This window comes from Serratia sp. BFP-2025 (genome assembly GCF_050880365.1).
Lineage (GTDB): Bacteria > Pseudomonadota > Gammaproteobacteria > Enterobacterales > Enterobacteriaceae > Serratia > Serratia surfactantfaciens.
Window position 1 is genome coordinate 3,196,047 of the sequence record NZ_JBPAFV010000001.1, and the last position, 22,699, is coordinate 3,218,745.

Consider the following 22,699-nt stretch of genomic DNA (forward strand, 5'->3'; position numbering starts at 1 on the left):
AGCCTCTTACCCGCCGCAAGGCAAGGATAGGGAGGTCAAAAATGCAGCAAAAACGGGTCGTGCTTAAGCTGGTGATCGTCTGTATGACGCTGATCGCGTTCATCTGGCTAACCCGCGGTTCTCTATGCGAACTGCGCATCAGGCTGGGAGACTCGGAGGTTGCGGCCACTTTGGCTTACGAATCCGAACTGTAAGGCAACCCAACGGCGGGGTTCGCCCCGCCCGTTGGCCGATGGTGTCAGGCAGGATCCACGAGCACCCGTCTTTTCAGCCGCTGACCGTCAATTTGTCATAGCCGCGCAGGCGGTAATTCACCACCGACACCAGCCAGCAGAAGATGAACACGGCGATCACCCAATACCCCATCTCCCCCAGATGATCGTTGAGCCGCGCGACGGCGTCCCACAGCGGGCCGGACAGCGTCAGCTTGTCGGCGATGAGCCCGAGCGCTTCGATGCCGCCGATAAACACCGCGATGAGCACCGATGCCGCCGTGATCGTCATGTTGTAGTACAGCTTGCGGATCGGTTTGGAAAACGCCCAGCCGTAAGCGCCGATCATCACGAAGTTGTCGATGGAGTCGATCAGCGCCATGCCGGCGGCGAACAGCGCCGGGAACAGCATGATGCTCCACAGATTCATGCCGTGGCCGGCGCCGGCGGCCGAAATGCCCAGCAACCCAACCTCGGTGGCGGTGTCGAAGCCCAGGCCAAACAAGAAGCCCACCAGGTACATGTGCCAACTCTTATTCACCAGCCTGAACAGCGGGCGGAAACAGCGCGCCAGCGCACCGCCACCACTCATCAGCGCATCCAGCGATTGATGCGCAGGCAGCGCCCCCGCTTTCACCTGCCGGAAAGCGCGCCACACGGAGATCAGCACCAGCAGATTGATAAAGGCCACCGTCAGCAGAAACAGCGCGGATACCAGCGTGCCGATCAAGCCGCCGGTCTCGTGAAACCAGCTCATCTGGCGGCTGAACATCATCGCCGTCGCGGCAATGGCGGCGGAGGCCAGCACCACGATGGTCGAGTGGCCGAGCGAGAAGAAGGTGCCGACCGCCACCGGCGTTTTGCCCTGCTGCATCAGCTTGCGGGTCACGTTGTCGATCGCGGCGATGTGGTCGGCGTCCACCGCATGGCGCAGACCAAAGCTGTAGGCCAGCAAGGCGGTGCCCATCAGCGCGGCGTTGTCTTTGAACACCGCCAGCGCCAGCAGCCAGACGCCGACGTTGACCGCCAACAGCCCCAGCAGCAGATATGCCGCCCGCCGCCGGGCCGCACCGTGCAATCCTTCAGAAACTACCGTCATACCCACACTCCTGTTTTATCGTTATGTTCAAATCGAGGGATTAACGCCGCGCCGCGATCACCGCCGGATTGGCGCTCAAGAACAGCCAGGATGCGATCACGAACGGCATGGTCAGCGACGGCATACCCAGTGGGGCCAGCAAGGTATTGAAAGCCCCCTGCACCAGCACCGTGAAAATCACGCCAAGCAGCGTATAGATCAGCACCCGCCAGCCGGGTGGATTGAAGACGGAGCCCAGCGCCACCGCCGTCAACACTGCGCTGAAGGCGTACAGGCCGGCGAAAACCGCCTGCGGATCGGCGCCGATCGCCAGTGCGGTCGCCACCGCCAGCAAAGCGCCGGAAAAGGCCAGCAGCATCGCGCGCGGCGACGAAACCGCCAGCCCGAGCAGCAGCAGCAGACCACCGCTCACGCTGCTGCACAAAAAAACCTGGGAGACGCCGTGCAACGCGCCGTTCAGCATCTCCATCATCTCGAGATGCGCGTTGAACACCGCGCCATCGGCCGGAATGGTCGCCGGTGGCAGCCGCACATGTCGCAGATGGCTGAACGGATAGCTGGCCAGCAGCACCGTCCAGGTGGTCAGCACGAAAGGCGCGGTCAGCGCGGCGATCTGCCAGGTGCGCAGCAGCCGATTGAGGCCGACGGTGACGATCACCGAGATCGCGCCGCAGAAGATCACGCCGACCCACAGCCAGGCGGAAGGCAACAAAAAAGTCGGTAGCGCGGCGCCGACCAGGCAGCCGTTATAGCCATACAGGCCGGAACGCAACGCAGCGCGGTCGTCCACCAGCCACGCCGCACTCAGCGTCGCCGTGGCGGTGCCCAACAGGCAGCCGAAGGCCACCTGCGGCAGCCCTTCCTCCCAGGCACCGACGAAAATGGCGATGAAAAACAGCAATCCGGTCAACGGATTATTTTGAAACATCACCTGCGAACAGCCGCGCAGCACCGCATCCGTCGCCGCCACCACCCGGCAGCGAACGCACAGCCCCGCCCAATCCCACTTTGTCGTCATGACCGTTTCCCGCTGCAGATTAGCGCCAGATAAAGGGCTCGGGCAGCGTCACGCCCAGGATCTCTTCCCGCGCGACGCGCCAAAAAACGCGAATGGCCGCCTTCACCTGACGCGCCTCTTTGCCCAATGCCTTAAAGATCAGGCCGCACTCGTTGGGCAATCGGCTGACGCCGCTGGCGATCCCTTCAACCTCGTCATAGCGGGGTGCGATGCGATCGAGGATCCGCTGATGATGCTCGCGCGGCGTCAGCAGGATGACATTGCCGAACACATCGAACGGCCCCATCACGCCAACGCCGTGCAACGGATGCTTATGCGGTTCCAGCACATAACGTTCGACAAACAGCGTCTTGCCATCGGGGCTGCAGGCGCTGATGCGTGAGGAGTAAACGTCGAATCTGAACCCGCGATCCGCCTGATGGTGTTTGCGCCCGGACATCAGGATCTCGCCGTAGAGCAGCGTTGCCGTCGGATGCAGCGTAATGCGGGTATCGGTAATGAAGCGCGAACCGCAGTGGGGGATCACCGGATCGGGCATCATCTCCAGATAGCTGCCGGCTTCCAGCCTCAGCATTTGCATCTGCGCCGCGTAGTTATTTTCCATGGCGTGGATCTTGGTCGCCGACTGGGTGGTGATATGCCCGCAGGCCTGGGGGGCAACCTGCACCTCGAGCGTCAGGCGATCGCCCTGCAAGATGCACCCCGAGGTGGAGATGACGAACACGCACGGCATCTGCGGCAGCGCTTCATCCCAATACAGCGCCCGCTGTACCAGAAAAGGCACCCGCCGCTCCATCCGCCGCAGCACGCTGCGATGCCCGTTCAGTGCAAACTCCAGCCGCAGATAACCGGTTTTGCCTACGCCGCCGCTGGCCATCTGCGGCGGCTCATCCTGATAGTCGGCCAACTCCGGCGCGTCGGCGCCGAGCTGGGCAACGCGCCTCGCCGCTTCGCTGACCGCCGTCATACCGCCGCCGACGGCGCGTGGGTAAACAGAAAATCACGCATGATCATGTCCACCAGTTCATCGATGCCTTCGCCGGTTTTGCAGTTGGTGAGAATATAGGGCCGCTCGCCGCGCACCACGCGGGTGTCGTGCTCCATCACCGCCAGGCTGGCGCCGACGTAGGGGGCCAAATCGATTTTGTTGATCACCAGAATGTCGGCCTGCACCAGACCCGGGCCATTTTTGCGCGGGATCTTTTCCCCTTCGGCGACGTCGATGACATAGATGTAAAAGTCCGCCAGCGCCGGGCTGAAAGTCAGCGTCAGGTTATCGCCGCCGCTCTCGATCATCACCACGTCGCTTTCCGGAAAACGGGCCTCCATCTCCTCCACCGCCGCGATATTCATGCTCGGATCTTCACGCACGGCGGTATGCGGACAGGCGCCGGTTTCTACGCCCAGGATTTTTTCCTCGTCCAGAATCCCCTTGAGCGTGCGCTTGACCTGTTTGGCGTCTTCGGTGGTGACGATATCGTTGGTGATGATCAACGGGCTGACGCCCCGTTCGATCAAGCGCGGCGTGATGACTTCAATGATTGCGGTTTTGCCCGAACCTACCGGGCCGCCGATGCCAATGCGGGTAATTTTTTTCACTCTGATCGTTCCTTATTCATTAGTTGCTGAACAGTCGGGTAAATGCGCCGACGTGCAGCGCGGCCAGGACATCGGTCACCGGCGCGTAAGAGGCCATTTGTTCAACGCCGCCGCGTTCGGCTTCGTCACAAAAAACATCGATGTCGCGGTTGAGTTGAAACAGGATGCGTTGGGTGTCGATATGGGTGATGCGCATCAGGCGCATGGCGGCGCTGAGAATGGTCATCGCCACCCCATACTGGTGCATCACCGCCACCTCGCGCGGGCCGACGCCCAGCGCCGTCATCACCACCGCCTGCGTCACCGGATAGGTGCCGGCGGCGCGGCCGGTTTTGATCTGCTCAAGCCACCAGAGCACCTGGGGCTCATCGCAGATGGCCGCCGTCATTTCCGCCAGCTTTTTTCCCATTCGCACCACCATGCTGCGCCCTTCTTCGTTCAGCTTGCGGTTGAACAGCGCCCAGTCGTGGCCGAGAGCCGCCTCGCGATCGTCCGCCTGCAGCGCCCGACAGGCCGCCACCACCGCCCTGCCGTCGCCGCCCGCCGCCTGCTGCAAGGCGGTGCGGGTGAACGATTGCAGCGTGTCGGCATCGCGCACGATGCCGGCCTGGATCGCCGACTCGACGCCGTTGGAAAAGGCGAACGCCCCCACCGGCAGCACCGAGTCGGCAAATTGCAGGATGCGTATCAACTGAACGGCGTTCATTTCAGTTTGATCACATGCTGACCGAGGAACGGGCTGTCGACATGCACATGGGTGGCGGAATCCTCCGCGCCGCCGAACAGCAGGCGCGCTTCGGGCTGGGTCAAATGGGGCAATATGCTCTCGCCCTTCACGAACGAATAAGGCAGCGCATGGAAACCGTGGGTTTTCATCACCGAATCCATCACCTTGGTCGCCACCGTCAGCGGAATAAAAATGCGGTCCCCCTTGATGACCGATTTCCAGTGCTGGTTGCCCAACGCATGCCCCAGTTCGAACGCGGTCTTCAGCACCGTCGCCATATCGGTCGCCAACAGCGACTGCAGATGGATCACCATCACGTCGCGCAGGTTCATCTGCACCACCACCGCGCTGCGGTTCGCTTCGTCCCAGAGCAGTACGTCGCCGTCAGCCAGCACCTGATGACGATCGAGGGAAATGCCGAGGTCCCGACCGTCGCGGGTGGTTTTGCGACACCGGCTTTTTTGCGCCTCCCACTGCGAGAGCGTCAGCATGTCCAGCGAGGCGTGTTGCAAGCGCTCGCGCCAGTCGGCATCCCGTTTGATATTGCCGAGTATCTTTTCAATCACGATCATGAGCGGCGATCCCTAGCTGAAGAAGTAGCGTTGATTAAGCACGGCGGTGGCGATCGGTTTCACCGTGGCATGTTCGCCGTTAACCTTGACGGCGAAGGTCTCGGGATCCACCTCGATGTGCGGCGTTTCCGCATTGCGCACCATGTCCTGCTTGGAGATCGCCCGGCAGTTATGCACCGCCATCACCTGCCGCTCCAGCCCCAGCTTCTCTTTGATGCCGTCGTGCAACGCAGCGCCGGAGACGAAAGTGACGCAGGTTTCCTGCAACGATTTGCCCATGGCGCCGAACATCGGGCGGTAGAAAGTAGGCTGCGGCGTCGGCAGCGACGCATTGGGATCGCCCATCACCGCCCAGTTGATCATGCCACCCTTGATCACCAGCTTCGGCTTGGCGCCGAAGAAACGCGGCTCCCACAGCACCAGATCGGCCATCTTGCCGACCTCGACCGAGCCCAGCACATGGCTGATCCCCTGCGCGATCGCCGGGTTGATGGTGATCTTCGCCACGTAACGCAACACGCGGAAGTTATCGTGCTCCGCCGCATCCTCCGGCAGCTTGCCTCGGGCGACTTTCATCGCATGCGCCGTCTGCATCACCCGCAGCCAGTTTTCACCGACCCGCCCCATCGCCTGTGAATCGCTGGAAAACATCGACAGCACGCCCATGTCATGCAGCACGTTTTCCGCAGCGATGGTTTCCGGGCGCACCCGACTTTCGGAGAACGCCACGTCGGCCGGCACATTGGGATTGAGGTTGTGGCACACCATGATCATGTCGAACAGTTCGGCCTGGCTGTTGATGCCGAACGGCAGCGTGGGGTTGGTAGAACTCGGCAAAACGTTCATCTGCGCGGCGACTTTGATGATATCCGGCGAGTGCCCGCCGCCGGCGCCTTCGGTGTGGAAGGTGTGGATGGTGCGCCCTTCGAAGGCGTCGATGGTGTCCTCGACGTAGCCGCCCTCATTCAGGCTGTCGGTGTGCACCGCCACCTGAATATCCATATCATCGGCCACCCGCAACGCATGGCGCAGTGCGGAATTGGTGGCGCCCCAGTCTTCGTGCACTTTCAATCCGGCCACGCCGGCGGTAATTTGTTCGACCAACGGCGCGGCATGGGAAGCATGCCCTTTGCCGAGCATCCCCACGTTGACCGGCATATTTTCGAAGGCGCGCAGCATACGATGGATATGCCAGGGGCCGGCGGTCACGGTGGTGCCGTTAGAGCCGTCGGTCGGCCCGACGCCGCCGCCGAAGAAGGTCGTCACGCCGTTGGAGAGCGCGTGCGCGGCCTGCTGCGGCGAAATGAAATGGATATGCGTATCGATGCCGGCGGCGGTCAGGATCAGGTGCTCCCCTGAGATGGCGTCAGTGCTGACGCCCACCACCATGCCAGGCGTGACGCCGTTCATCACCGCCGGGTTGCCGCTTTTGCCGATGCCGGCGATCAGGCCGTTTTTAATGCCGACGTCCGCCTTGATCACCCCTTGCCGGGCATCCAGGATGGTCACGTTGGTAATGACCAGATCCAGAACGTTATCGCTGGTTAATCGGTTATCGGCGCCCATGCCGTCACGCAGCGACTTACCGCCGCCGTAGACCGATTCCTCACCGTAACCGCGCAGGTCTTTTTCTATTTCAATAAACAGCTGCGTGTCGCCCAAGCGAATTTTATCGCCGGTGGTCGGGCCGAACAGCCCGGCATATTCCTGCCTGGAAATGGTTGGCATGCTTTATTCCCCGTTCGTCTTCGTCGGCGTCTGTTCGACATTTTTATAACCCAGTTCAATAGCTCGCTTTACATCTACAGTTTTCTTTACTCTTTCACCGGCGGCTACCGGGCTATCCCCCGCCCAGCCGTCCACCAGATTATTAAAGCCATACACCGTTTGTTTACCGCCGATGGCAATAAGCGCCACTTCGATCTCATCGCCGGGTTCAAAACGGATCGCCGTCGTAGCGGTGATATTTAAACGTTTACCAAAGGCGGCAGCACGATCGAACTGCAACGCTTTGTTGGCTTCAAAGAAATGAAAATGCGAGCCGACCTGAATAGGCCTGTCGCCGGTATTACGCACCGTTAAAACAATGGCCGCGCGATCTTCATTGAAGGTGATGGGACTTTCGGACAGGATATAGCCGCCCGGCGGCACGTGCTTTTCTTGGTCATGCTTTTTCATCGAAAATACCTGCGCTGATAAAGTTTATCCGTGGCTCTCAGGGGACGCGCTTATTGGATCGGATCGTGCACCGTCACCAGACGACTACCGTCGCTGAAAATCGCTTCAACCTGCACGTGCGGGATCAGATCCGCCACGCCATCCATCACGTCGTCGCGGCTTAACACCTGCCGCGTGTCGTTCATGACCTCTTCCAGCGTTTTGCCCTCGCGGGCGCCTTCCAGTGCCGCGGTGGTAATAATCGCCACCGCCTCGGGGTAATTAAGCTTTATCCCTCTGGACTTTCGCTTTAAGGCGACGTCGGCCAGCGTATAGACCATTAGCTTTTCGATTTCTCTAGGCGTTAATTGCATGGAGGACTCCAGTCTTAATAGAAATAATCAGACAAGCCGAGGCCAAAGGTGATTAATAGTTAATAACCTTGCGTTATTTATTTGTGCTTATCTGACCTTCGAACAATCTAGGAGGTAATATTGAGATAATCAAGCCGCAACTTTATTCATGCAAAAACAAGACGCACCCACGCCACAAAAAAGTAACGGCGGCGTGATAGATTTTATCTATAAAAAATCTTATTTTCTCTTTGCGCCCCCACAATAAAACGATCAAAAAAAGCACAGGCTACCATTTATTATTTTTGCCACCTCAACAGAGGCCTGAAAAATAATCATCAATGATACGTCTCGCACAATATTAATGACATGTAACCAACGGTCAAAAAATATAATTAAATTTACAAATTAGACGCGAGAAAAATATATTTTTAGTTAAAAAGAATTTATCTATTCTATTGCTGATACCTATAAGTTATTAAAAAATAAAAAACCCGGCCGCAGCCGGGTTTGCCTCATTGCCAAGACTTTCAGCCTTGCTGACGAATACGCGCCAACAGCGCGTCAATATGCTCTATATGTGGCGCATTGACGATCAGCGTGCGCCCCAATCCCAGTGCGTGGCGCTGGCAGTCGAGGCGCATATCGGCGTCGGCGATGCTGTCCAGATCGGCGACGTGCGCCAGGCCGATAGTGCGCCGAATCAGTTCGGTGCCGCAGTACCCTATCGCGTCGCTCCAGACCTGCTGCAGAAACTGCTCGGCATAACCCGGCGCCGCCAGCGCCGCATCGCGGCTTTGCTGGTGGCACAGGGCCAGGAAACGATCGGCGAAAATCAACCACAGCTCGCGCACATCCTGCAGCCGCTGCTCGCGCCCGGCGGCGGCGTCGCGCGGCCCGAATAGCCCCGGCAGGCCGCAGTAGTTGAGCAGCAGGTTACCTAGCGCCGTGCCGATATCGAAGCCGATAGGGCCGTAGAAACCGAATTCAGCGTCGATCGCTTTTAACCGTCCTTCCGCCACGAAGATCGAACCGCTGTGAATATCTCCGTGTAGCAGCGCCTCCGCCTTGCTGAGGAAGCGATGTTTCAGGCCGGCGACCGCCAGTCTTAGCGGCGCATCCTCACGCAGCGCCTGCACCTGCGGCAACAGCGCCGCCTCGAACTGATTGCGTTCATGGTCGATGTAAGGGTCGGTAAAGAACAGATCTTCGGTGATCTGGCACAGCTCGGGGTTGGTGAAGCGGCTGACTTCCGCTTTTTTCTGTTGCGCCGATTGATAAAAGTCGGAGGTATGGAACAGCGTCTGCGCCAGGTATTCCGCCAGCTGCCCAGCCGCCAGCGGGTGGTAATGCCCCTGTACCAGCTCGCTGCGCCAAATGCGGTGATCGGAGAGATCTTCCTGCACCATCACCGCCAACTCGGGATCGTGATGCAGCACCTTCACCGTATGTCGCGGACAGAAATCACCGTGGATCAGCAGCGTTTCCGCTTCGATGCGCGCCCGATCCAGCGTCAGCGGCCAGGATTCGCCCACGCAGCGCACGTACGGCAACGCCTGTTTGACGATCACCCGGCTTACGCCTTCGCGATCGCGGATCTTGAACACCAGGTTCAGGTTGCCGTCACCGATCTCGTCGGCGCTCACCAGCGCCTGCGGATCGGCCACCTGTCCGTATTGACGGGCGTATTCAACGGCATCGGCAGCCGTAAACGTACGATAAAGCGACATTCCCCAACCCCTCTGTTCTCTCTCACTGGCCCCAGCGATTTTATCTATTTAGACGTAAAAGCATCTGGACGTCTATACATCCGGAAGTCATGTTGGCAGAATAGCGTTTCAGATGCAATAACCACGCAACAAGGAATTAACCGCCGATGCAAGCGCTTAACACCACCAGTTTGACCCTGCGAGACAACCGCCTTTGGATCCTCGATCAGCAAGCCCTGCCGCAGGAAAAGCGGTGGCGCGCCTGCGACAGCGTGGAGGAATTGGTGGGCCACATTCACAGCCTGCGTGTACGCGGCGCGCCACTGATCGGGCTATCCGCCAGCCTGCTGCTGGCGCTGCTCGCGGAACGCGGTCTGCCGCGCGCCGAACTGGAACAGGCGCTGCACACGCTGCGCGCCGCCCGCCCGACGGCGGTCAACCTGATGAACAATCTGGATCGCATGAAACTGGCGCTGGCGGCGCCAGACTGGGCGCCGGCAATGGCGCACGAAGCACTGCGGTTGGTAGAAGAAGATCGTCAGCTTTGCGATCGCATCGCCGAACACGGCGCGGAACTGGTCAAGCCCGACAGCCGCCTGCTGACCCACTGCAATACCGGCGGGTTGGCCACCGCCGGTGTCGGCACCGCCATCGGCGTGCTGTTGCGCGCCCACCAGCAGGGTAAAGTGCAGCAGGTGTGGGTCGATGAAACCCGGCCGCTGCTGCAAGGCGGCCGCCTGACCGCCTGGGAACTGGGCGAGCTGGGCATTCCCTATCGCCTGATCTGCGATTCGATGGCTGCCAGCCTGATGGCGCAGGGCCAGATCGATGCGGTATGGGTCGGCGCGGATCGCATCGCCGCCAACGGCGACGTCGCCAACAAGATCGGCACTTACAGCCTGGCGGTGCTGGCGCACTATCACGGCATCCCGTTCTACGTGGCCGCCCCACACACCACCCACGATCCGCACTGCCCGGACGGCGCCGCCATCCCGATCGAGCAACGCGCCGCGGCCGAGGTGACCGGCGTTTCAGGCAGCTTCGGTGCCTGCCAGTGGGCGCCGACCGATGCGCCGGTCTACAATCCGGCGTTCGACGTCACGCCGGCGGCACTCATCAGCGGGTGGGTATTCGACAGCGGCGTGATTACGCCGCAGCAGGTTAAAGCGGGGATTTTCCAGCGGGCGTTGGGTTAACGCCCGCCCGTCGGCGCTCAGTCCAGGCGCGGATAAGCATCGGCGATCTTGTCACCGGTGAAATGCGCCACCCAGCCTTCCGGGTTATCGAACACCCGGATCGCGGTGAAATGCGGTGCCGATCCCATATCGAACCAGTGGCGGGTATTGGCCGGCACTGAGATCAGATCGTTCTTTTCGCACAGGATCTGGAAGATCTTGCCGTCCAGGTGCAGGCAAAACAGCCCCGCCCCTTCAACGAAAAAGCGTACTTCATCTTCGCCGTGCGTATGTTCGGACAGGAATTTTTCGCGCAGCGCGTGGCGCTGCTCATGGTCCGGCCGCATGCTGATCACATCCCAGCTCTGGTAACCCTTTTCCGCCACCAGCCGGTCTATCTCATGCTGATAGGCGGCGATCACCGCCTCCGGCTGCGGGTTGTCACCCAGCTCGCGATCCGCCTGCCAGCGCTCAAAGCGTACGCCGATCTGCGCCAACTGCTGCTGGATCTCCAGCGCATCGCGGCTCTGCCACAACGGCTGCTGCGGCGCTTTATCGCTGAAAATGGTCAATCCACTCATGAGACGAACTCCCTTAAATCGATGTGATCAAAACGGCCTACCTGCGGGTGCCGGCTCTGCGTATCCCCCTCATCGCGGATCAGCTGGCAGGTATGCCAGCCGGCGGCCTGCGCCGCGTCCAGTTCCTGGCGGATGTCGGACAGGAACAGCAGCTCGTCAGGCGCGGTGCCGATAGCCTGCGCGATGTTGCGGTACGACGCAGTTTCACGCTTGGCGCCGACGTGCGTATCGAAATAGCCGCTGAACAGCGGCTGCAGATCGCCGGCGTCGCTGTAGCCAAACAGCAGCTTCTGCGCCTCCACCGAACCGGAAGAGTAGACGTAGAGCTTCAGCCCCTGCCGCTGCCAGGCGGCCAATTGCCCGGCGACCTCCGGATAAAGATGCCCGCGGAAGTCGCCCTCGTGATAACCGCTGCGCCAGATGATGCCTTGCAGCGCCTTGAGCGCGGTGGATTTGCGGTCTTCATCCATAAAGCGGTACAGCGCGGCGATCAGTGCATCGAGATCCGCCTGCGGCTCGCCAATTTCAGCGCGCAGCGCGGCCAGCGGCGCGGCGACTTCGTCCTCTGAGGCATGACGGCGTACAAAATCAGCCAGCCGTTCACGGGCATAGGGAAACAGCACCTGATGCACAAAGCGAATATCGCTGGTGGTGCCTTCAATATCGGTCACGATAGCGCGGATCATTTCGCCTCCAGCAAGCGACGTTGCAGTTCACACTGGAACAGGAATTCCAGCCCTTCGAGATGGCGGCGGGCTTCCGCCACCTGGCTTCCCCAGCAATAGAGGCCGTGCCCGCGCACCAGAAAACCGTACCGCAGCGGCGTAGCCTCGGCATAGGCCGCCACCCGCGCCGCCAGCCGGGGAATGTCCTGATCGTTGTCGAAAATGGGGATCGCCACGCTGTCCAGGTGGCTGCATTGGCCGGCCAGCGACTTTTGCATTTCGTACCCCTGCAGCACCAGCGCATCGCCGCGTTCCACCCGCGACAGGACGGTAGCGTTAACGGAATGGGTATGCAGCACCGCGCCGATGTGCGCAGACAGGCGGTAGAGCAGCGTGTGCAGCCCGGTTTCCGCCGATGGCGTGCGGCCGCTCGGCACGTGATTGTCGGCGATATTCACCCGCAGAAAATCGGCGGCGCTCAGGCTGCCCTTGTCTTTGCCGGACTCGGTAACCAGGCATTGACGTTCGTCGAGGCGCAGCGACATGTTGCCGCCGGTCGCCGGACACCAGCCTTTGTCGCCAATCCAGTGGCAGGCCGCCAGTAACGCGGCAAGTTGCGGATTCTCCGTCATTATTATCGTTTCCCGTTCGCTAAAGCAGTCAGCAGGCAGGCTAAGCACTTTTTCGCATTTAGCCATCTAAGCGTCTTGATTGCCAAATACTAGCATCGTGTTATATTGACGGCAATATAAGCGCCTGGAGTATTCACCTGCTATGAGCACTTCCGCATTGATTCCCGACAGTAAGCTGCCCGCTCTGGGCACCACCATTTTCACCCAGATGAGCGCACTGGCGCAGCAGCACCAGGCGATCAATCTGTCGCAGGGCTTCCCCGATTTCGACGGGCCGGACTATCTGAAAGAACGTCTGGCCTGGCACGTCGCCCAGGGCGCCAACCAATATGCGCCGATGACCGGCGTGGCGCCGCTGCGTGAAGCCATCGCCGACAAAACCGCCGAGCTGTATGGCTGGCAGCCGGACGCCAACAGCGAAGTGACCATCACCGCCGGCGCCACCGAAGCGCTGTTCGCTGCCATCAGTGCACTGGTGCGCCCCGGCGATGAGGTGGTCTGTTTTGATCCCAGCTACGACAGCTATGCGCCGGCGGTAACGCTGGCCGGCGGCGTCCTCAAACGCATCGCCCTGCAGCCGCCGGCCTTTGCCGTCGATTGGCAACGGTTCGCCGCCGCGCTGTCGCCGCGCACTCGTCTGGTGATCGTCAACACGCCGCACAATCCGTCCGCCACCGCCTGGCAGGCGGAAGACCTGCAGCAGCTGTGGCACGCCATTGCCGAACGCGAAATCTACGTGCTCAGCGACGAGGTTTACGAACACATCTGCTTCGCCAAAGGCGGCCACGCCAGCGTGCTGGCCCACCCGCAGCTGCGCCAGCGCGCGATCGCGGTGTCCTCCTTCGGCAAAACCTTCCACATGACCGGCTGGAAAGTGGGTTACTGCGTGGCGCCCGCCGCGCTGAGCGCCGAAGTGCGCAAGGTGCATCAATACCTGACCTTTTCGGTCAATACCCCGGCGCAGCTGGCCCTGGCGGATAGCCTGCGCGCCGAGCCGGAGCACTGGCGACAGCTGCCGGCGTTCTATCGCGCCAAGCGCGATCGCTTTGTGCAGGCGCTGGCGAGCAGCCGACTGGAAATTTTACCCTGCGCGGGTACATACTTCTTGCTGGCGGACTACAGCGCCATCTCCGATCTGGACGATGTGGCGTTCTGCCATTGGTTAACCGAGCACGTGGGCGTGGCGGCCATTCCGCTGTCGGTCTTCTGTGCCGATCCTTTCCCCCATAAATTGATCCGGCTGTGCTTCGCTAAACAGGACGCCACGCTGGATGCAGCTGCGGAGCGGTTATGTCGACTTTAAAAATTACCCTGTTGCAGCAACCGCTGGTCTGGCGCGACGGCCTCGCTAACCTGGCCGCCTTCGACGCGTTGCTGGCACCGATCGTCGGGCGCGATCTCATCGTCTTGCCGGAAATGTTCACCACCGGTTTTGCCATGGATGCCGGCGAGAGCGCCCTGCCCGAACAGCAGGTGATCGACTGGCTGCACGGTTGGGCGGTGAAAAGCCATGCGTTAATCGGCGGCAGCGTGGCGCTGAAAACTGACGAGGGGGCGGTCAACCGCTTCCTGTTGGTGGAACCGGGCGGCCAGGTACACGCCTATGACAAACGCCACCTGTTCCGCATGGCCGGCGAACATCTGCACTACCAGGCCGGCAACCGGCGTGAAATCTTCGAGTGGCGCGGCTGGCGCATCCTGCCGCAGATCTGTTACGACCTGCGTTTCCCGGTCTGGGCGCGCTATCAGCAGGATTACGATCTGGCGCTGTACGTTGCCAACTGGCCGGCGCCGCGCAGCAACCATTGGCAAACGCTGCTGGCGGCGCGGGCGATTGAAAATCAGGTGTATGTGGCGGGCTGCAACCGGGTGGGCGAAGATGCCAACGGCCTAAACTACAGCGGAGACAGCCTGATCATCAGCCCACAGGGCGAGATCCTGGCAGATGCGGAGCCCGGCGCAGCCGCGCGGCTGGACGCCGAGCTGTCGCTGGAAAGTCTGCAGAGTTACCGCAGCGCCTTCCCGGCCTGGCGCGACGCCGACAGTTTTCTGCGCCTGGACTGATCAACCGCTCTCCCAGCCGGCGATCATCAGGCAATAGGCCTGGATCGCCAGCGCCACGTCCGCCTGCCGCACCGCTTCGGCCGGATGATGGCTGACGCCGCCGGCGCAACGCACAAACAGCATGCCGACCGGCCAGTGCGCCGCCACAGCGATGGCGTCGTGCCCGGCGCCGCTCGGCAGCGTCAGGCTGCGGCCCTGTACTTGTGCGACGGCCGCCAGCCAACGATGCTGCAGGTCCGCGTCGCAGGCGGTGGCGTCGATGCGATAAAACTCCTCGCTGGCGAAGCGCAATCCGCGCCGCGCACAGATCGCCTGCGCCTGCGCCAGCAACGTCGCCAATAGCGCCGTCAGCGGCGCATCCTGCGGGCCGCGCACGTCGAGCGTCAACCGCACCTCGCCGGGGATCACGTTGACCGCGCCCGGCAGGCTCTCGATGCAGCCCACGGTGGCCACCAGGTGCGGATCGGCGTTGCAGGTCAAAGTTTCCAGCGCCGTGATCCATTCCGCCGCGGCCATCAGCGCATCTTTGCGCTGCCCCATCGGCACCGTGCCGGCGTGGCCCGCCTCCCCGCTAAAGATACAGTTGAGGCGACGCGCGCCGTTGATCGCCGTCACCACGCCCAGCGCCAAATCGGCCGCCTCCAGGCACGGGCCCTGTTCGATATGCAGCTCGAGATAGGCGCAGATTTCCTGCGGCGCACGGTGCGCCTGTGCAATCGCCGCCGGATCCAGCCCGAATTCGCGCATTGCCTGGGCGATGCTGACGCCGTCGGCATCGGTGCGCGCCAGCCACTCTGCGGGCCACTGGCCGGTCAGGCCGCGGCTGCCCAGCAGCGTGACGCCGAAGCGCGCGCCCTCTTCGTCGGCAAAACCGATCACCTCCAGCGCCAGCGGCAATCGGCGCCCCTGGCGGTGATAGCGCGCCACCACTTCCAGCGCCGTAAGCACGCCGAGCATACCGTCATAGCGCCCGGCGTTACGCACCGTGTCCAGATGCGAGCCGAGCAGCAGCGCCGGAGCGCCGGGCATGAGCCCTTCATAGCGGCCGCAGATATTGCCGACGCTGTCCTGCCAAACCGCCATGCCGCTCTCGCGCATCCACTCGCCAACCAGGCGGTTGGCGCGCCGATGTTCCGCAGAAAGATAAAGGCGCGTGAGCCGATCGGGCTCCGCGCTGATCGCCGCCAGCTCGTCACAGCGCGCCATCACCCGCGCGGCGGCCTGTTGCGCCTCCAGTGGCGTCATCCATGATGTCCTGCATCATAAACGTTCCAGGCGGCCTGCAATGCCTCGCCCTGCTTGCTGACGAAACCGAGGCGGTTCAACACCGCCTCCAGCGCCGCCAGCGTTTGCAACACGCAATCCTTGCGCGCGTTGTAGCCCATGGTGCCGATGCGCCAGATTTTTCCCTGTAGCGGGCCGAACGAGGTGCCGATTTCGATGGCGAAGTCGTTCAGCATCATCTGCCGCACCTGTTCGCCATGCACCTGCGGCGGGATCATCACGCCGAGCACGTTATTCATGCGGTGTTCAAGATCCCCGAACACCGCCAGCCCCATGCCCAGGATGCCCGCCAGCAGCGCCGCGCCGTGCAGCCGGTGGCGGGCGATGGCGCGATCCAGCCCTTCTTCGAGGATCACCCGTGCGCATTCTCGCGCCGCGAACAGCATGCTGGTGGCTTCGGTGTGGTGATTCAGGCGTTCCGGCCCCCAATAATCCATGATCATGCCGATATCGAAATAGTTGGAGTAGATCATCTCGTCGTCGCCGTCGGCGTGCTCGGCGGTGCGGATCCCCTGCTCCACGCATTTACGGCGGCGCACGATTTCTTCAAACTGCGGGCTGAGGGTGACCGGTGAACTGCCGGAGGGGCCGCCCAGACACTTCTGCAGCCCGGCAGAGACCGCATCCAGCCCCCAGGCATCGGTCTCCAGCGGGTTGCCGCCGAAGGAAGCGGTCGCATCAGTGTAGAACAGCACGCCGTGACGGCGGCAGATATCGCCCAGCTCATGCAGCGGCTGCAGCATGGTGGTGGAGGTGTCGCCCTGCACCGTCAGCAGCAGGCGCGGACGAACCCGCTTAATCGCGTCTTCGATGCGATCGGCACTGAACACCTCACCCCACGGCACCTCGATCGTATGCACCTCGGCACGGCAACGGCGAGCGATCTCGCACAGCAGATGTCCGAAGCGGCCGAATACCGGCACCAGCACCTTATCGCCCGGGCGAATGGCGGAAACCAGCAGCGCTTCGATACCGGCGCGCGAGGTGCCGTCCACCAGCATCGTCCAGCGGTTTTCGGTGCGGAACAGCGCGCGATACAGCGCCATGACCTGATTCATGTAGCCGGTCATCGCCGGATCGTACTGGCCGATCAGCTGGCTCGACATGGCACGCAGCACGCGCGGATCGGCGTTGATCGGCCCCGGCCCCATCAGCAGGCGCGCCGGCGGGTTAATCTGATCGAATTGCGAGATATCCAACATGTTCATTCCCTGTCAGCTTAGTAAGTTATTGAGTTATGCCTTCAGCGTCGACATGACGTTTGTTTGCTGCCCAACAGCCTACTCCCGATAGGGATTCAGTTGAAACAAAAGATTCTTATGATCAATTAATGAAACCAAAGTAACACAATGAGATGACCGATCCGCCTTAAACGGCGGAGGGGGGAAGGAAGGGAAATGATCTGCCGTGCTTAACGCAGCTCCAGTTCGTCCAGCGTCTGGAACAGTTCAGCGACGTGATGAATGCGCTGCCGCCCCTGCGCCAGCCTCTCATGCAGCAACGCATTGCTGAGCAAACTGGCCAGGCTCATGGCGGCGGCATAGCTGTCGAAGGCCGACACGCTGTCGAGCGGCACGGTCAATTGCCAGTCGGCCAACGAAAACAACGCCTGCGCCTGCGGCTCGCAGATCAGCAGCGTCGGTACCCCGCGGCTTTGCAACAGCGTCAGCACCGCCTTTATCTGGCGCGGCCGGCGGCGGAACGCCACCACCACCGCCATGTCCTGCGGTGTCAGGCCCGCCAGATCTTCCGCCAGCGTCTGCCCCGGCTGCGGCGCCAGCAGCACCTGTTCACGCACCTGCATCAGTTGTTGACGCAGGTGCATCGCCACCGGATAGCTGTTGCGCAGCCCCAACAGCATCACGCCGCGCGCTCGCGCCAGCGCGGCGATTGTCGCACTGAACTGTTCGGCATCGATATGTTTTACCCAGCGGGTGAGATTGGCCATTTCCTGCTTATAGTGCCGCGCCAGCAGCGTATCGCCCTGCACCGCATCGCGGCTATCGGTCAGCGGCATGCCGCTCTGGCGCAAGGTACGCAGCTCATCGCGCATGGCGCGATAGTTGGGGTAGCCCAGCCGTTTGAACAAGCGGCTGACCGTGGCTTTGGAAACGCCGCTCAGGCGCGCCAGCTCGGCGCTGTTGTAGCCGATCAAATCGTCATAGTGATCGAAGATGAAGTCGGCCACCCGCTGCTCCTGCGGCGTCAGCTGTGGGTAGTCGCGGCGCAGGCGTTCGTCGAACCGTTGCATTATCGTTCTCGCTGTAACCTTTGTTTCAGCGGAACATAGCACGGCCGAACTACCCGCTGGCAAGCGATTCTTCGTTGATGGGAAATAACAGCGGCCTGCCCCTCTCCGGCAGCGTCGCCGGAAAAGGGCGGCGCGTTCAGCACCAGTAGGCCATAAAGTTAACGGTAGCGCGGTCCAGATCGCGTTCGCCGATCAGATAACGGCGCAGGGTTTTCACCGCCGAAGACTCGGCCGCCACCCAGGCATAAAAAGCGTTGCCGCCCGCTGCCCGCTCCCACAAGACTTCATCGCTCAGGCTGCTTTCCGCCAAAGACTGCGCTTGCGCGCACGCCGAAGCGGGAATATCCACCCGCTGCCGCACCGCTTCCACCAGCAACGTGCCGTGCGCCAGCTGGCGGCCCACGTCGCGCGGCAGCCAGTAAACCTCGGCGAACGGGAAACGGACCAAATCCAGACAATCCCCCGCCTGCGGCACTTCGAAGAACGCCTGCACGCGCGGCGGATTGGCCTGCTGCGCCAATTGCTCCAGAATGCCCATCGCCGCCGGCACCGCCGTTTCATCGGCGATCAACAGCGCCTGCTGCAACTGCGCCGGCGGCGCCCATTCGTAGCCGCCGCTATCGCCATCGAAGTCAGCGTTGGGGGCGACCGTCTGGATGGCATCGCCCGGCTCGGCGTGAGTCGCCCAGGCGGAGGCCGGGCCGTTCACACCATGCAGCACGAACTCGACGTCCATCTGATTCTGTTCGCGGCGCAGCGCACGCAGCGTATAGGTGCGCATCACCGGGCGCCGCTCTTTGGGGATCGCCATGTAATCGCCGTACCAGTCCGGGCTATTGGCCAACTGCGGGATCTGGCCGTCCGCCGCCGGGAACAGCAGTTTGATGCGCTGATCCGGCGCTTCCAACTTCATCCGATGAATATCCGCACCTTCAAACACGCAGCGCACCAGCGAAGGTGAAATCAGCGTTTTGCTTTTCAAGGTGATATCAAAAATTCTATAGCTGGCGGACATGTTCTCGATTCTCCGGCAACGGCTGTCGCTTGCACCTATGGCCGATCGGCTGCCGTGTTGACGGCGTGGGTTGCTCGATCGCGCAGCGGGTAAAATGTTAATAAAACTAATTAATTACGTTAATGTATCGCAAAAAATCATATCACGATTTTATTGATAACAAGAAACGTTATTGATAAAAGAATCATTCTCAAAAATAACGCAATAACAATATCACCTGGGAAATAAATAACGATGAAACGCAAACACCTTTGGGTTTTGAACCCTTGTCTGCTGGCGATGCTTGCGCCGACGGCTTGGGCAGAAGATCAGAAAGCCGGCGCCGAAGAGCAGATGGTGGTCTCCGCCAGCCGTTCACACCGCAGCACGGCGGAAATGGCGCAGACCACCTGGGTGATCGAAAGCCAGGAGATCGAACAGCAGGTTCAGGGCGGCAAAGAGATCAAGGACATGTTGGCGCAGCTGATCCCCGGCATGGACGTCAGTGGCCAGGGCCGCACCAACTATGGCATGAATATGCGCGGCCGTTCGATGATGGTGATGATCGACGGCGTACGTCTGAACTCATCGCGCAGCGACAGCCGCCAACTGGATTCGATCGATCCGTTCAATATCGATCATATTGAGGTGATCTCCGGCGCCACCGCACTCTATGGTGGCGGCAGCACCGGCGGCCTGATCAACATCGTGACCAAAAAAGGGCAGAAAGAGCAGCAGGTCGAATTGCAGGTCGGCGGCAAAACCGGCTTTGGCGGCCATAGCGATCACGACGAGAACGTCGCGGCGGCGGTCAGCGGCGGCAACGACAACGCCTCGGGACGCCTGTCCGTTTCTTACCAGCGCTATGGCGGCTGGTACGACGGCAAAGGCAACGAGGTGCTGATCGACAATACCCAAACCGGCCTGCAGTATTCCGATCGCCTTGACGTCATGGGCACCGGCACCCTCAACATCGACGACCACCAACAGCTGCAACTGACCACCCAATATTACAAAAGCCAGTCCGACGGCGATCATGGCCTGTTCCTGGGGGAAAACTTCGCAGCGGTGACCGGCAACGCCAAGGCTTACAACAGCGGCAACTTAAACTCCGACCGCATCCCCGGCACCGAACGCCACCTGATCAACCTGCAGTACTCCAACACCGATTTCCTCGGCCAGGATCTGGTGGCTCAGGTCTATTACCGTGACGAAACCTTGACCTTCTATCCGTTCCCGACGCTGGCGGGCAAAGCGCCGAACTATTACGTCAGCAGCATTGGCGCTTCACAGCAAAAAACCGATTTCTACGGCGGCAAACTGACGCTGAACAGCAAACCGCTCGACGCGCTGACGCTGACTTACGGCATCGACGCCGAGCATGAGAGCTTCAACGCCAACCAACAGTTCTTCAACCTGGCGAAGGCCCAACAGTCCGGCGGCATGACGCTGGAGAACGCTTACAACACCGGCCGTTACCCCAGCTATACCACCAGCAACCTGGCGTCGTTCCTGCAGGCCAGCTACGACATCAACCCGATCTTCACCCTGAGCGGCGGCGTGCGTTATCAGTACACCGAAAACAAGATCGACGACTTTATCGGCTACAATCAACAGCAGGCGATCGCCACCGGCGCCGCCGCCTCCGCCGACGCTATACCGGGAGGGAAAACCGACTACAACAATGCGTTGTTCAACGCCGGCCTGCTGGCGCACCTGACCGAGCGCCAGCAAACCTGGTTCAACTTCTCTCAGGGTTTCGAGATCCCGGATCCGGGCAAGTATTACGGCAACGGCACCTACGCGCTGAACGGCGGCCACTACCGGCTGCTGAAGAGCGTTAACGTCGGCGATTCCAAACTGGAAGGCATCAAAGTCAATTCCTACGAACTGGGCTGGCGCTATACCGGCGATAACCTGCGCACGCAGATCGCCGCCTACTATTCGTTGTCCGACAAGAGCATCGCCATCAATAAAACCGACATGACCATCAACGTCAATGCGGATAAGCGCCGTATCTACGGGCTGGAAGGCGCGGTGGATTATTTCTTTGAAGACAGCGACTGGAGCGCCGGCACCAACTTCAACTTCATCCGCTCCGAAACCAAGGTCAACGGCGAATGGAAGAAACTGGTGGTCGATACCGCCAGCCCATCCAAAGTTACCGCCTATGTCGCCTGGGCGCCGGGCGACTGGAATCTGCGCTTACAATCTCAGCAAACTTTCGACGTGTCGGACGATGGCGATTACACCAAGGCCAACGCCACCCAGGGCCGCAAGATCGAGGGCTACAACACCCTCGACTTCCTCGGCAGCTATGCCCTGCCGGTAGGGAAAATCAGCTTCAGCGTGGAAAACCTGCTGGACAAGGAGTACACCACCGTCTGGGGCCAGCGCGCGCCGATCCTGTACAGCCCGACTTACGGTTCGCCTGAGCTGTACAGCTATAAGGGCCGCGGACGCACTTTCGGTTTGAACTACTCGGTGTTGTTCTGAGAATAAGGGGCCGGCCTGCCGGCCCCGTTGATTGGGCCGCGCCGTTTTGCCGAGCGCAGAAACGACGAAGCCCTGAGTTATCGCTAACTCAGGGCTTCTGAATAGTGGCGGAACGGACGGGGCTCGAACCCGCGACCCCCTGCGTGACAGGCAGGTATTCTAACCAACTGAACTACCGCTCCGCGCCATTCCCTCTTGCGGGGGAACGAGGCGCATATTACGGACGCCTCTCGGTTCCGTCAACGCCTTTTTCTCCGCAAATGAACCGTTTGCACAGTTTTTCAACGAAGCATCACCCGATGAGGTTTTTTCGCGCAAAAACGCCGTTATTCGGCCGACGCCCCGCGCCACAGGCAGCTGCCGCCCTTCTTTGCCACCAGATCCAGACGCGCTTCGTGCGCCTTCACTTCTTCATCGCTGGCATAGACCACTTTCATCGCCGTCGCCGGGCGGACAATGCGCTGGATTTCTTGCGCATCGTCGTTTTGCTGAGAGTCGCCTTCCATCTGGAACGCTATCGAGGTCTGACCGCCGGTCATCGCCAGATAGACTTCAGCCAGGATCTCGGCATCGAGCAATGCGCCGTGCAGCGTACGCTTGCTGTTGTCTATCTCATAGCGGCTGCACAAGGCATCGAGGTTGTTGCGCTTGCCCGGGAACAGGCGACGCGCCATCAACAGGCTGTCGGTAATGGTGCAGAAGGTCTCGGTTTTCGGAATCCCCTGCTGCAGCATGCGGAATTCGTGATCCATAAAGCCGATATCGAACGCCGCGTTATGGATCACCAGCTCGCCGCCGCGGATAAACTCGAGGAATTCGTCGGCAACCTGATCGAAGGTCGGTTTGTCGGCCAGGAAGTCATCGCTGATGCCGTGTACGCCGTACGCTTCCGGATCCACCAGCCGATCCGGCTTGATGTAAACGTGGAAGTTGCGCCCGGTCAGGCGGCGGTTAATCACTTCCACCGCACCGATTTCGATGATGCGGTGCCCTTCGTAGTGCACCCCAAGCTTGTTCATACCGGTGGTTTCGGTATCGAGGACAATCTGTCTGGTGGTTGTTGAGATCATATTGCAGTGCTCACAGCGCTCGTTTATGTCAGACTTGGCTT

23 protein-coding genes and 1 tRNA gene are annotated in these 22,699 nt (G+C 60.9%); 5 read left to right on the plus strand and 19 right to left on the minus strand.

Annotated elements, in window-relative coordinates; genetic code table 11:
* The first annotated feature begins 41 nt into the window (after positions 1-41).
* Positions 42-194 carry a Hok/Gef family protein gene (locus ACRAWE_RS15380; protein ID WP_063918769.1) on the plus strand — a complete coding sequence of 51 codons (153 nt, stop codon included), beginning with the start codon at positions 42-44 and terminating at the stop codon, positions 192-194.
* A 73-nt stretch (positions 195-267) separates the two neighbouring features.
* Here ACRAWE_RS15380 and ACRAWE_RS15385 read toward each other — a convergent pair whose 3' ends face one another.
* From ACRAWE_RS15385 to mtnK, 10 genes are all read right to left on the minus strand, one after another.
* Positions 268-1,311, minus strand: coding sequence for a HoxN/HupN/NixA family nickel/cobalt transporter (locus tag ACRAWE_RS15385; RefSeq protein ID WP_063918768.1), 1,044 nt, complete (start codon positions 1,309-1,311; stop codon positions 268-270).
* Between the two features lie 40 nt (positions 1,312-1,351).
* Entirely contained in the window at positions 1,352-2,329 is a 978-nt protein-coding gene (gene yut, locus ACRAWE_RS15390) for an urea transporter (protein ID WP_197667116.1), read from the minus strand.
* Positions 2,330-2,348: 19 nt separating this feature from the next.
* Positions 2,349-3,296, minus strand: a complete 948-nt coding sequence (locus tag ACRAWE_RS15395; RefSeq protein WP_019454315.1) for an urease accessory protein UreD — start codon at positions 3,294-3,296, stop codon at positions 2,349-2,351.
* Positions 3,293-3,934: an urease accessory protein UreG gene (gene ureG, locus ACRAWE_RS15400; protein WP_370520285.1), complete on the minus strand. Its 642-nt coding sequence runs from the start codon at positions 3,932-3,934 to the stop codon at positions 3,293-3,295. Before ureG ends, ACRAWE_RS15395 begins: the two co-directional genes overlap by 4 nt.
* Positions 3,935-3,947: 13 nt before the next feature.
* A complete protein-coding gene (locus tag ACRAWE_RS15405) occupies positions 3,948-4,634 on the minus strand; it encodes an urease accessory protein UreF (RefSeq protein ID WP_063918766.1) in 687 nt (228 codons plus the stop codon).
* Entirely contained in the window at positions 4,631-5,227 is a 597-nt protein-coding gene (gene ureE / locus ACRAWE_RS15410) for an urease accessory protein UreE (protein ID WP_019454318.1), read from the minus strand. Before ureE ends, ACRAWE_RS15405 begins: the two co-directional genes overlap by 4 nt.
* 12 nt (positions 5,228-5,239) lie before the next feature.
* Positions 5,240-6,955, minus strand: coding sequence for an urease subunit alpha (locus ACRAWE_RS15415; protein ID WP_154747798.1), 1,716 nt, complete (start codon positions 6,953-6,955; stop codon positions 5,240-5,242).
* Between the two features lie 3 nt (positions 6,956-6,958).
* Complete coding sequence (locus ACRAWE_RS15420; protein ID WP_432525552.1) at positions 6,959-7,405, minus strand: urease subunit beta; 447 nt, start codon at positions 7,403-7,405, stop codon at positions 6,959-6,961.
* Between the two features lie 50 nt (positions 7,406-7,455).
* Positions 7,456-7,758 carry an urease subunit gamma gene (locus ACRAWE_RS15425; RefSeq protein ID WP_025160087.1) on the minus strand — a complete coding sequence of 101 codons (303 nt, stop codon included), beginning with the start codon at positions 7,756-7,758 and terminating at the stop codon, positions 7,456-7,458.
* 509 nt (positions 7,759-8,267) lie between these two features.
* A complete protein-coding gene (gene mtnK / locus ACRAWE_RS15430) occupies positions 8,268-9,467 on the minus strand; it encodes an S-methyl-5-thioribose kinase (RefSeq protein WP_063918764.1) in 1,200 nt (399 codons plus the stop codon).
* Positions 9,468-9,613: 146 nt separating this feature from the next.
* On the opposite strand from mtnK, the gene mtnA reads away from it, so the two are divergent.
* Positions 9,614-10,642: an S-methyl-5-thioribose-1-phosphate isomerase gene (gene mtnA, locus ACRAWE_RS15435; protein ID WP_154747800.1), complete on the plus strand. Its 1,029-nt coding sequence runs from the start codon at positions 9,614-9,616 to the stop codon at positions 10,640-10,642.
* A gap of 17 nt (positions 10,643-10,659) precedes the next feature.
* Here mtnA and ACRAWE_RS15440 read toward each other — a convergent pair whose 3' ends face one another.
* From ACRAWE_RS15440 to ACRAWE_RS15450, 3 genes are read right to left on the minus strand one after another with little or no spacing between them, the layout of a single operon-like run.
* The gene (locus ACRAWE_RS15440) at positions 10,660-11,202 is read right to left on the minus strand and encodes a 1,2-dihydroxy-3-keto-5-methylthiopentene dioxygenase (protein WP_063918763.1); all 543 of its coding nucleotides are present in this window, start codon (positions 11,200-11,202) and stop codon (positions 10,660-10,662) included.
* Complete coding sequence (gene mtnC / locus ACRAWE_RS15445) at positions 11,199-11,888, minus strand: acireductone synthase (protein WP_063918762.1); 690 nt, start codon at positions 11,886-11,888, stop codon at positions 11,199-11,201. Before mtnC ends, ACRAWE_RS15440 begins: the two co-directional genes overlap by 4 nt.
* Complete coding sequence (locus ACRAWE_RS15450) at positions 11,885-12,499, minus strand: methylthioribulose 1-phosphate dehydratase (RefSeq protein WP_063918761.1); 615 nt, start codon at positions 12,497-12,499, stop codon at positions 11,885-11,887. The genes mtnC and ACRAWE_RS15450 overlap by 4 nt, the downstream gene beginning before the upstream one ends.
* Before the next feature lie 142 nt (positions 12,500-12,641).
* On the opposite strand from ACRAWE_RS15450, the gene ACRAWE_RS15455 reads away from it, so the two are divergent.
* Positions 12,642-13,802: a pyridoxal phosphate-dependent aminotransferase gene (locus ACRAWE_RS15455; RefSeq protein WP_197667111.1), complete on the plus strand. Its 1,161-nt coding sequence runs from the start codon at positions 12,642-12,644 to the stop codon at positions 13,800-13,802.
* On the plus strand, positions 13,790-14,563 hold the full coding sequence (locus tag ACRAWE_RS15460; protein ID WP_019454328.1) for an amidohydrolase: 774 nt from the start codon (positions 13,790-13,792) through the stop codon (positions 14,561-14,563). Before ACRAWE_RS15455 ends, ACRAWE_RS15460 begins: the two co-directional genes overlap by 13 nt.
* Here the strand turns inward: ACRAWE_RS15460 and hpxK are convergent, their stop codons facing one another.
* The 4 genes from hpxK to ACRAWE_RS15480 all read right to left on the minus strand — a co-directional run bounded on the left by hpxK (position 14,564) and on the right by ACRAWE_RS15480 (position 19,113).
* Complete coding sequence (gene hpxK / locus ACRAWE_RS15465; protein WP_019454329.1) at positions 14,564-15,808, minus strand: allantoate amidohydrolase; 1,245 nt, start codon at positions 15,806-15,808, stop codon at positions 14,564-14,566.
* Positions 15,805-17,049 (minus strand): pyridoxal-phosphate-dependent aminotransferase family protein, encoded by a 1,245-nt coding sequence (locus ACRAWE_RS15470; RefSeq protein ID WP_025160089.1) that lies wholly within the window; start codon positions 17,047-17,049, stop codon positions 15,805-15,807. Before ACRAWE_RS15470 ends, hpxK begins: the two co-directional genes overlap by 4 nt.
* Before the next feature lie 209 nt (positions 17,050-17,258).
* Positions 17,259-18,098 carry a MurR/RpiR family transcriptional regulator gene (locus ACRAWE_RS15475; RefSeq protein ID WP_019454331.1) on the minus strand — a complete coding sequence of 280 codons (840 nt, stop codon included), beginning with the start codon at positions 18,096-18,098 and terminating at the stop codon, positions 17,259-17,261.
* Between the two features lie 136 nt (positions 18,099-18,234).
* Positions 18,235-19,113, minus strand: a complete 879-nt coding sequence (locus tag ACRAWE_RS15480) for a siderophore-interacting protein (protein ID WP_019454332.1) — start codon at positions 19,111-19,113, stop codon at positions 18,235-18,237.
* A 234-nt stretch (positions 19,114-19,347) separates the two neighbouring features.
* Between ACRAWE_RS15480 and ACRAWE_RS15485 the strand changes: the two genes are divergently transcribed.
* Positions 19,348-21,588, plus strand: a complete 2,241-nt coding sequence (locus tag ACRAWE_RS15485; RefSeq protein WP_154747804.1) for a TonB-dependent siderophore receptor — start codon at positions 19,348-19,350, stop codon at positions 21,586-21,588.
* Positions 21,589-21,693: 105 nt separating this feature from the next.
* Here ACRAWE_RS15485 and ACRAWE_RS15490 read toward each other — a convergent pair.
* Together ACRAWE_RS15490 and dnaQ are read right to left on the minus strand one after the other, a co-directional pair.
* Positions 21,694-21,770, minus strand: a tRNA-Asp gene (locus ACRAWE_RS15490).
* A gap of 144 nt (positions 21,771-21,914) precedes the next feature.
* A complete protein-coding gene (dnaQ, locus tag ACRAWE_RS15495; RefSeq protein WP_025160090.1) occupies positions 21,915-22,658 on the minus strand; it encodes a DNA polymerase III subunit epsilon in 744 nt (247 codons plus the stop codon).
* Positions 22,659-22,699: the final 41 nt, after the last annotated feature.

Coding starts and splice junctions, on each gene's coding strand:
- ACRAWE_RS15380 (WP_063918769.1), top strand. CDS start 42: ATGCAGCAAAAACGGGTCGTGCTTAAGCTGGTGATCGTCTGTATGACG.
- ACRAWE_RS15385 (WP_063918768.1), bottom strand. CDS start 1,311: ATGACGGTAGTTTCTGAAGGATTGCACGGTGCGGCCCGGCGGCGGGCG.
- yut (WP_197667116.1), bottom strand. CDS start 2,329: ATGACGACAAAGTGGGATTGGGCGGGGCTGTGCGTTCGCTGCCGGGTG.
- ACRAWE_RS15395 (WP_019454315.1), bottom strand. CDS start 3,296: ATGACGGCGGTCAGCGAAGCGGCGAGGCGCGTTGCCCAGCTCGGCGCC.
- ACRAWE_RS15405 (WP_063918766.1), bottom strand. CDS start 4,634: ATGAACGCCGTTCAGTTGATACGCATCCTGCAATTTGCCGACTCGGTG.
- ureE (WP_019454318.1), bottom strand. CDS start 5,227: ATGATCGTGATTGAAAAGATACTCGGCAATATCAAACGGGATGCCGAC.
- ACRAWE_RS15415 (WP_154747798.1), bottom strand. CDS start 6,955: ATGCCAACCATTTCCAGGCAGGAATATGCCGGGCTGTTCGGCCCGACC.
- ACRAWE_RS15420 (WP_432525552.1), bottom strand. CDS start 7,405: ATGAAAAAGCATGACCAAGAAAAGCACGTGCCGCCGGGCGGCTATATC.
- ACRAWE_RS15425 (WP_025160087.1), bottom strand. CDS start 7,758: ATGCAATTAACGCCTAGAGAAATCGAAAAGCTAATGGTCTATACGCTG.
- mtnK (WP_063918764.1), bottom strand. CDS start 9,467: ATGTCGCTTTATCGTACGTTTACGGCTGCCGATGCCGTTGAATACGCC.
- mtnA (WP_154747800.1), top strand. CDS start 9,614: ATGCAAGCGCTTAACACCACCAGTTTGACCCTGCGAGACAACCGCCTT.
- ACRAWE_RS15440 (WP_063918763.1), bottom strand. CDS start 11,202: ATGAGTGGATTGACCATTTTCAGCGATAAAGCGCCGCAGCAGCCGTTG.
- mtnC (WP_063918762.1), bottom strand. CDS start 11,888: ATGATCCGCGCTATCGTGACCGATATTGAAGGCACCACCAGCGATATT.
- ACRAWE_RS15450 (WP_063918761.1), bottom strand. CDS start 12,499: ATGACGGAGAATCCGCAACTTGCCGCGTTACTGGCGGCCTGCCACTGG.
- ACRAWE_RS15455 (WP_197667111.1), top strand. CDS start 12,642: ATGAGCACTTCCGCATTGATTCCCGACAGTAAGCTGCCCGCTCTGGGC.
- ACRAWE_RS15460 (WP_019454328.1), top strand. CDS start 13,790: ATGTCGACTTTAAAAATTACCCTGTTGCAGCAACCGCTGGTCTGGCGC.
- hpxK (WP_019454329.1), bottom strand. CDS start 15,808: ATGACGCCACTGGAGGCGCAACAGGCCGCCGCGCGGGTGATGGCGCGC.
- ACRAWE_RS15470 (WP_025160089.1), bottom strand. CDS start 17,049: ATGTTGGATATCTCGCAATTCGATCAGATTAACCCGCCGGCGCGCCTG.
- ACRAWE_RS15475 (WP_019454331.1), bottom strand. CDS start 18,098: ATGCAACGGTTCGACGAACGCCTGCGCCGCGACTACCCACAGCTGACG.
- ACRAWE_RS15480 (WP_019454332.1), bottom strand. CDS start 19,113: ATGTCCGCCAGCTATAGAATTTTTGATATCACCTTGAAAAGCAAAACG.
- ACRAWE_RS15485 (WP_154747804.1), top strand. CDS start 19,348: ATGAAACGCAAACACCTTTGGGTTTTGAACCCTTGTCTGCTGGCGATG.
- dnaQ (WP_025160090.1), bottom strand. CDS start 22,658: ATGATCTCAACAACCACCAGACAGATTGTCCTCGATACCGAAACCACC.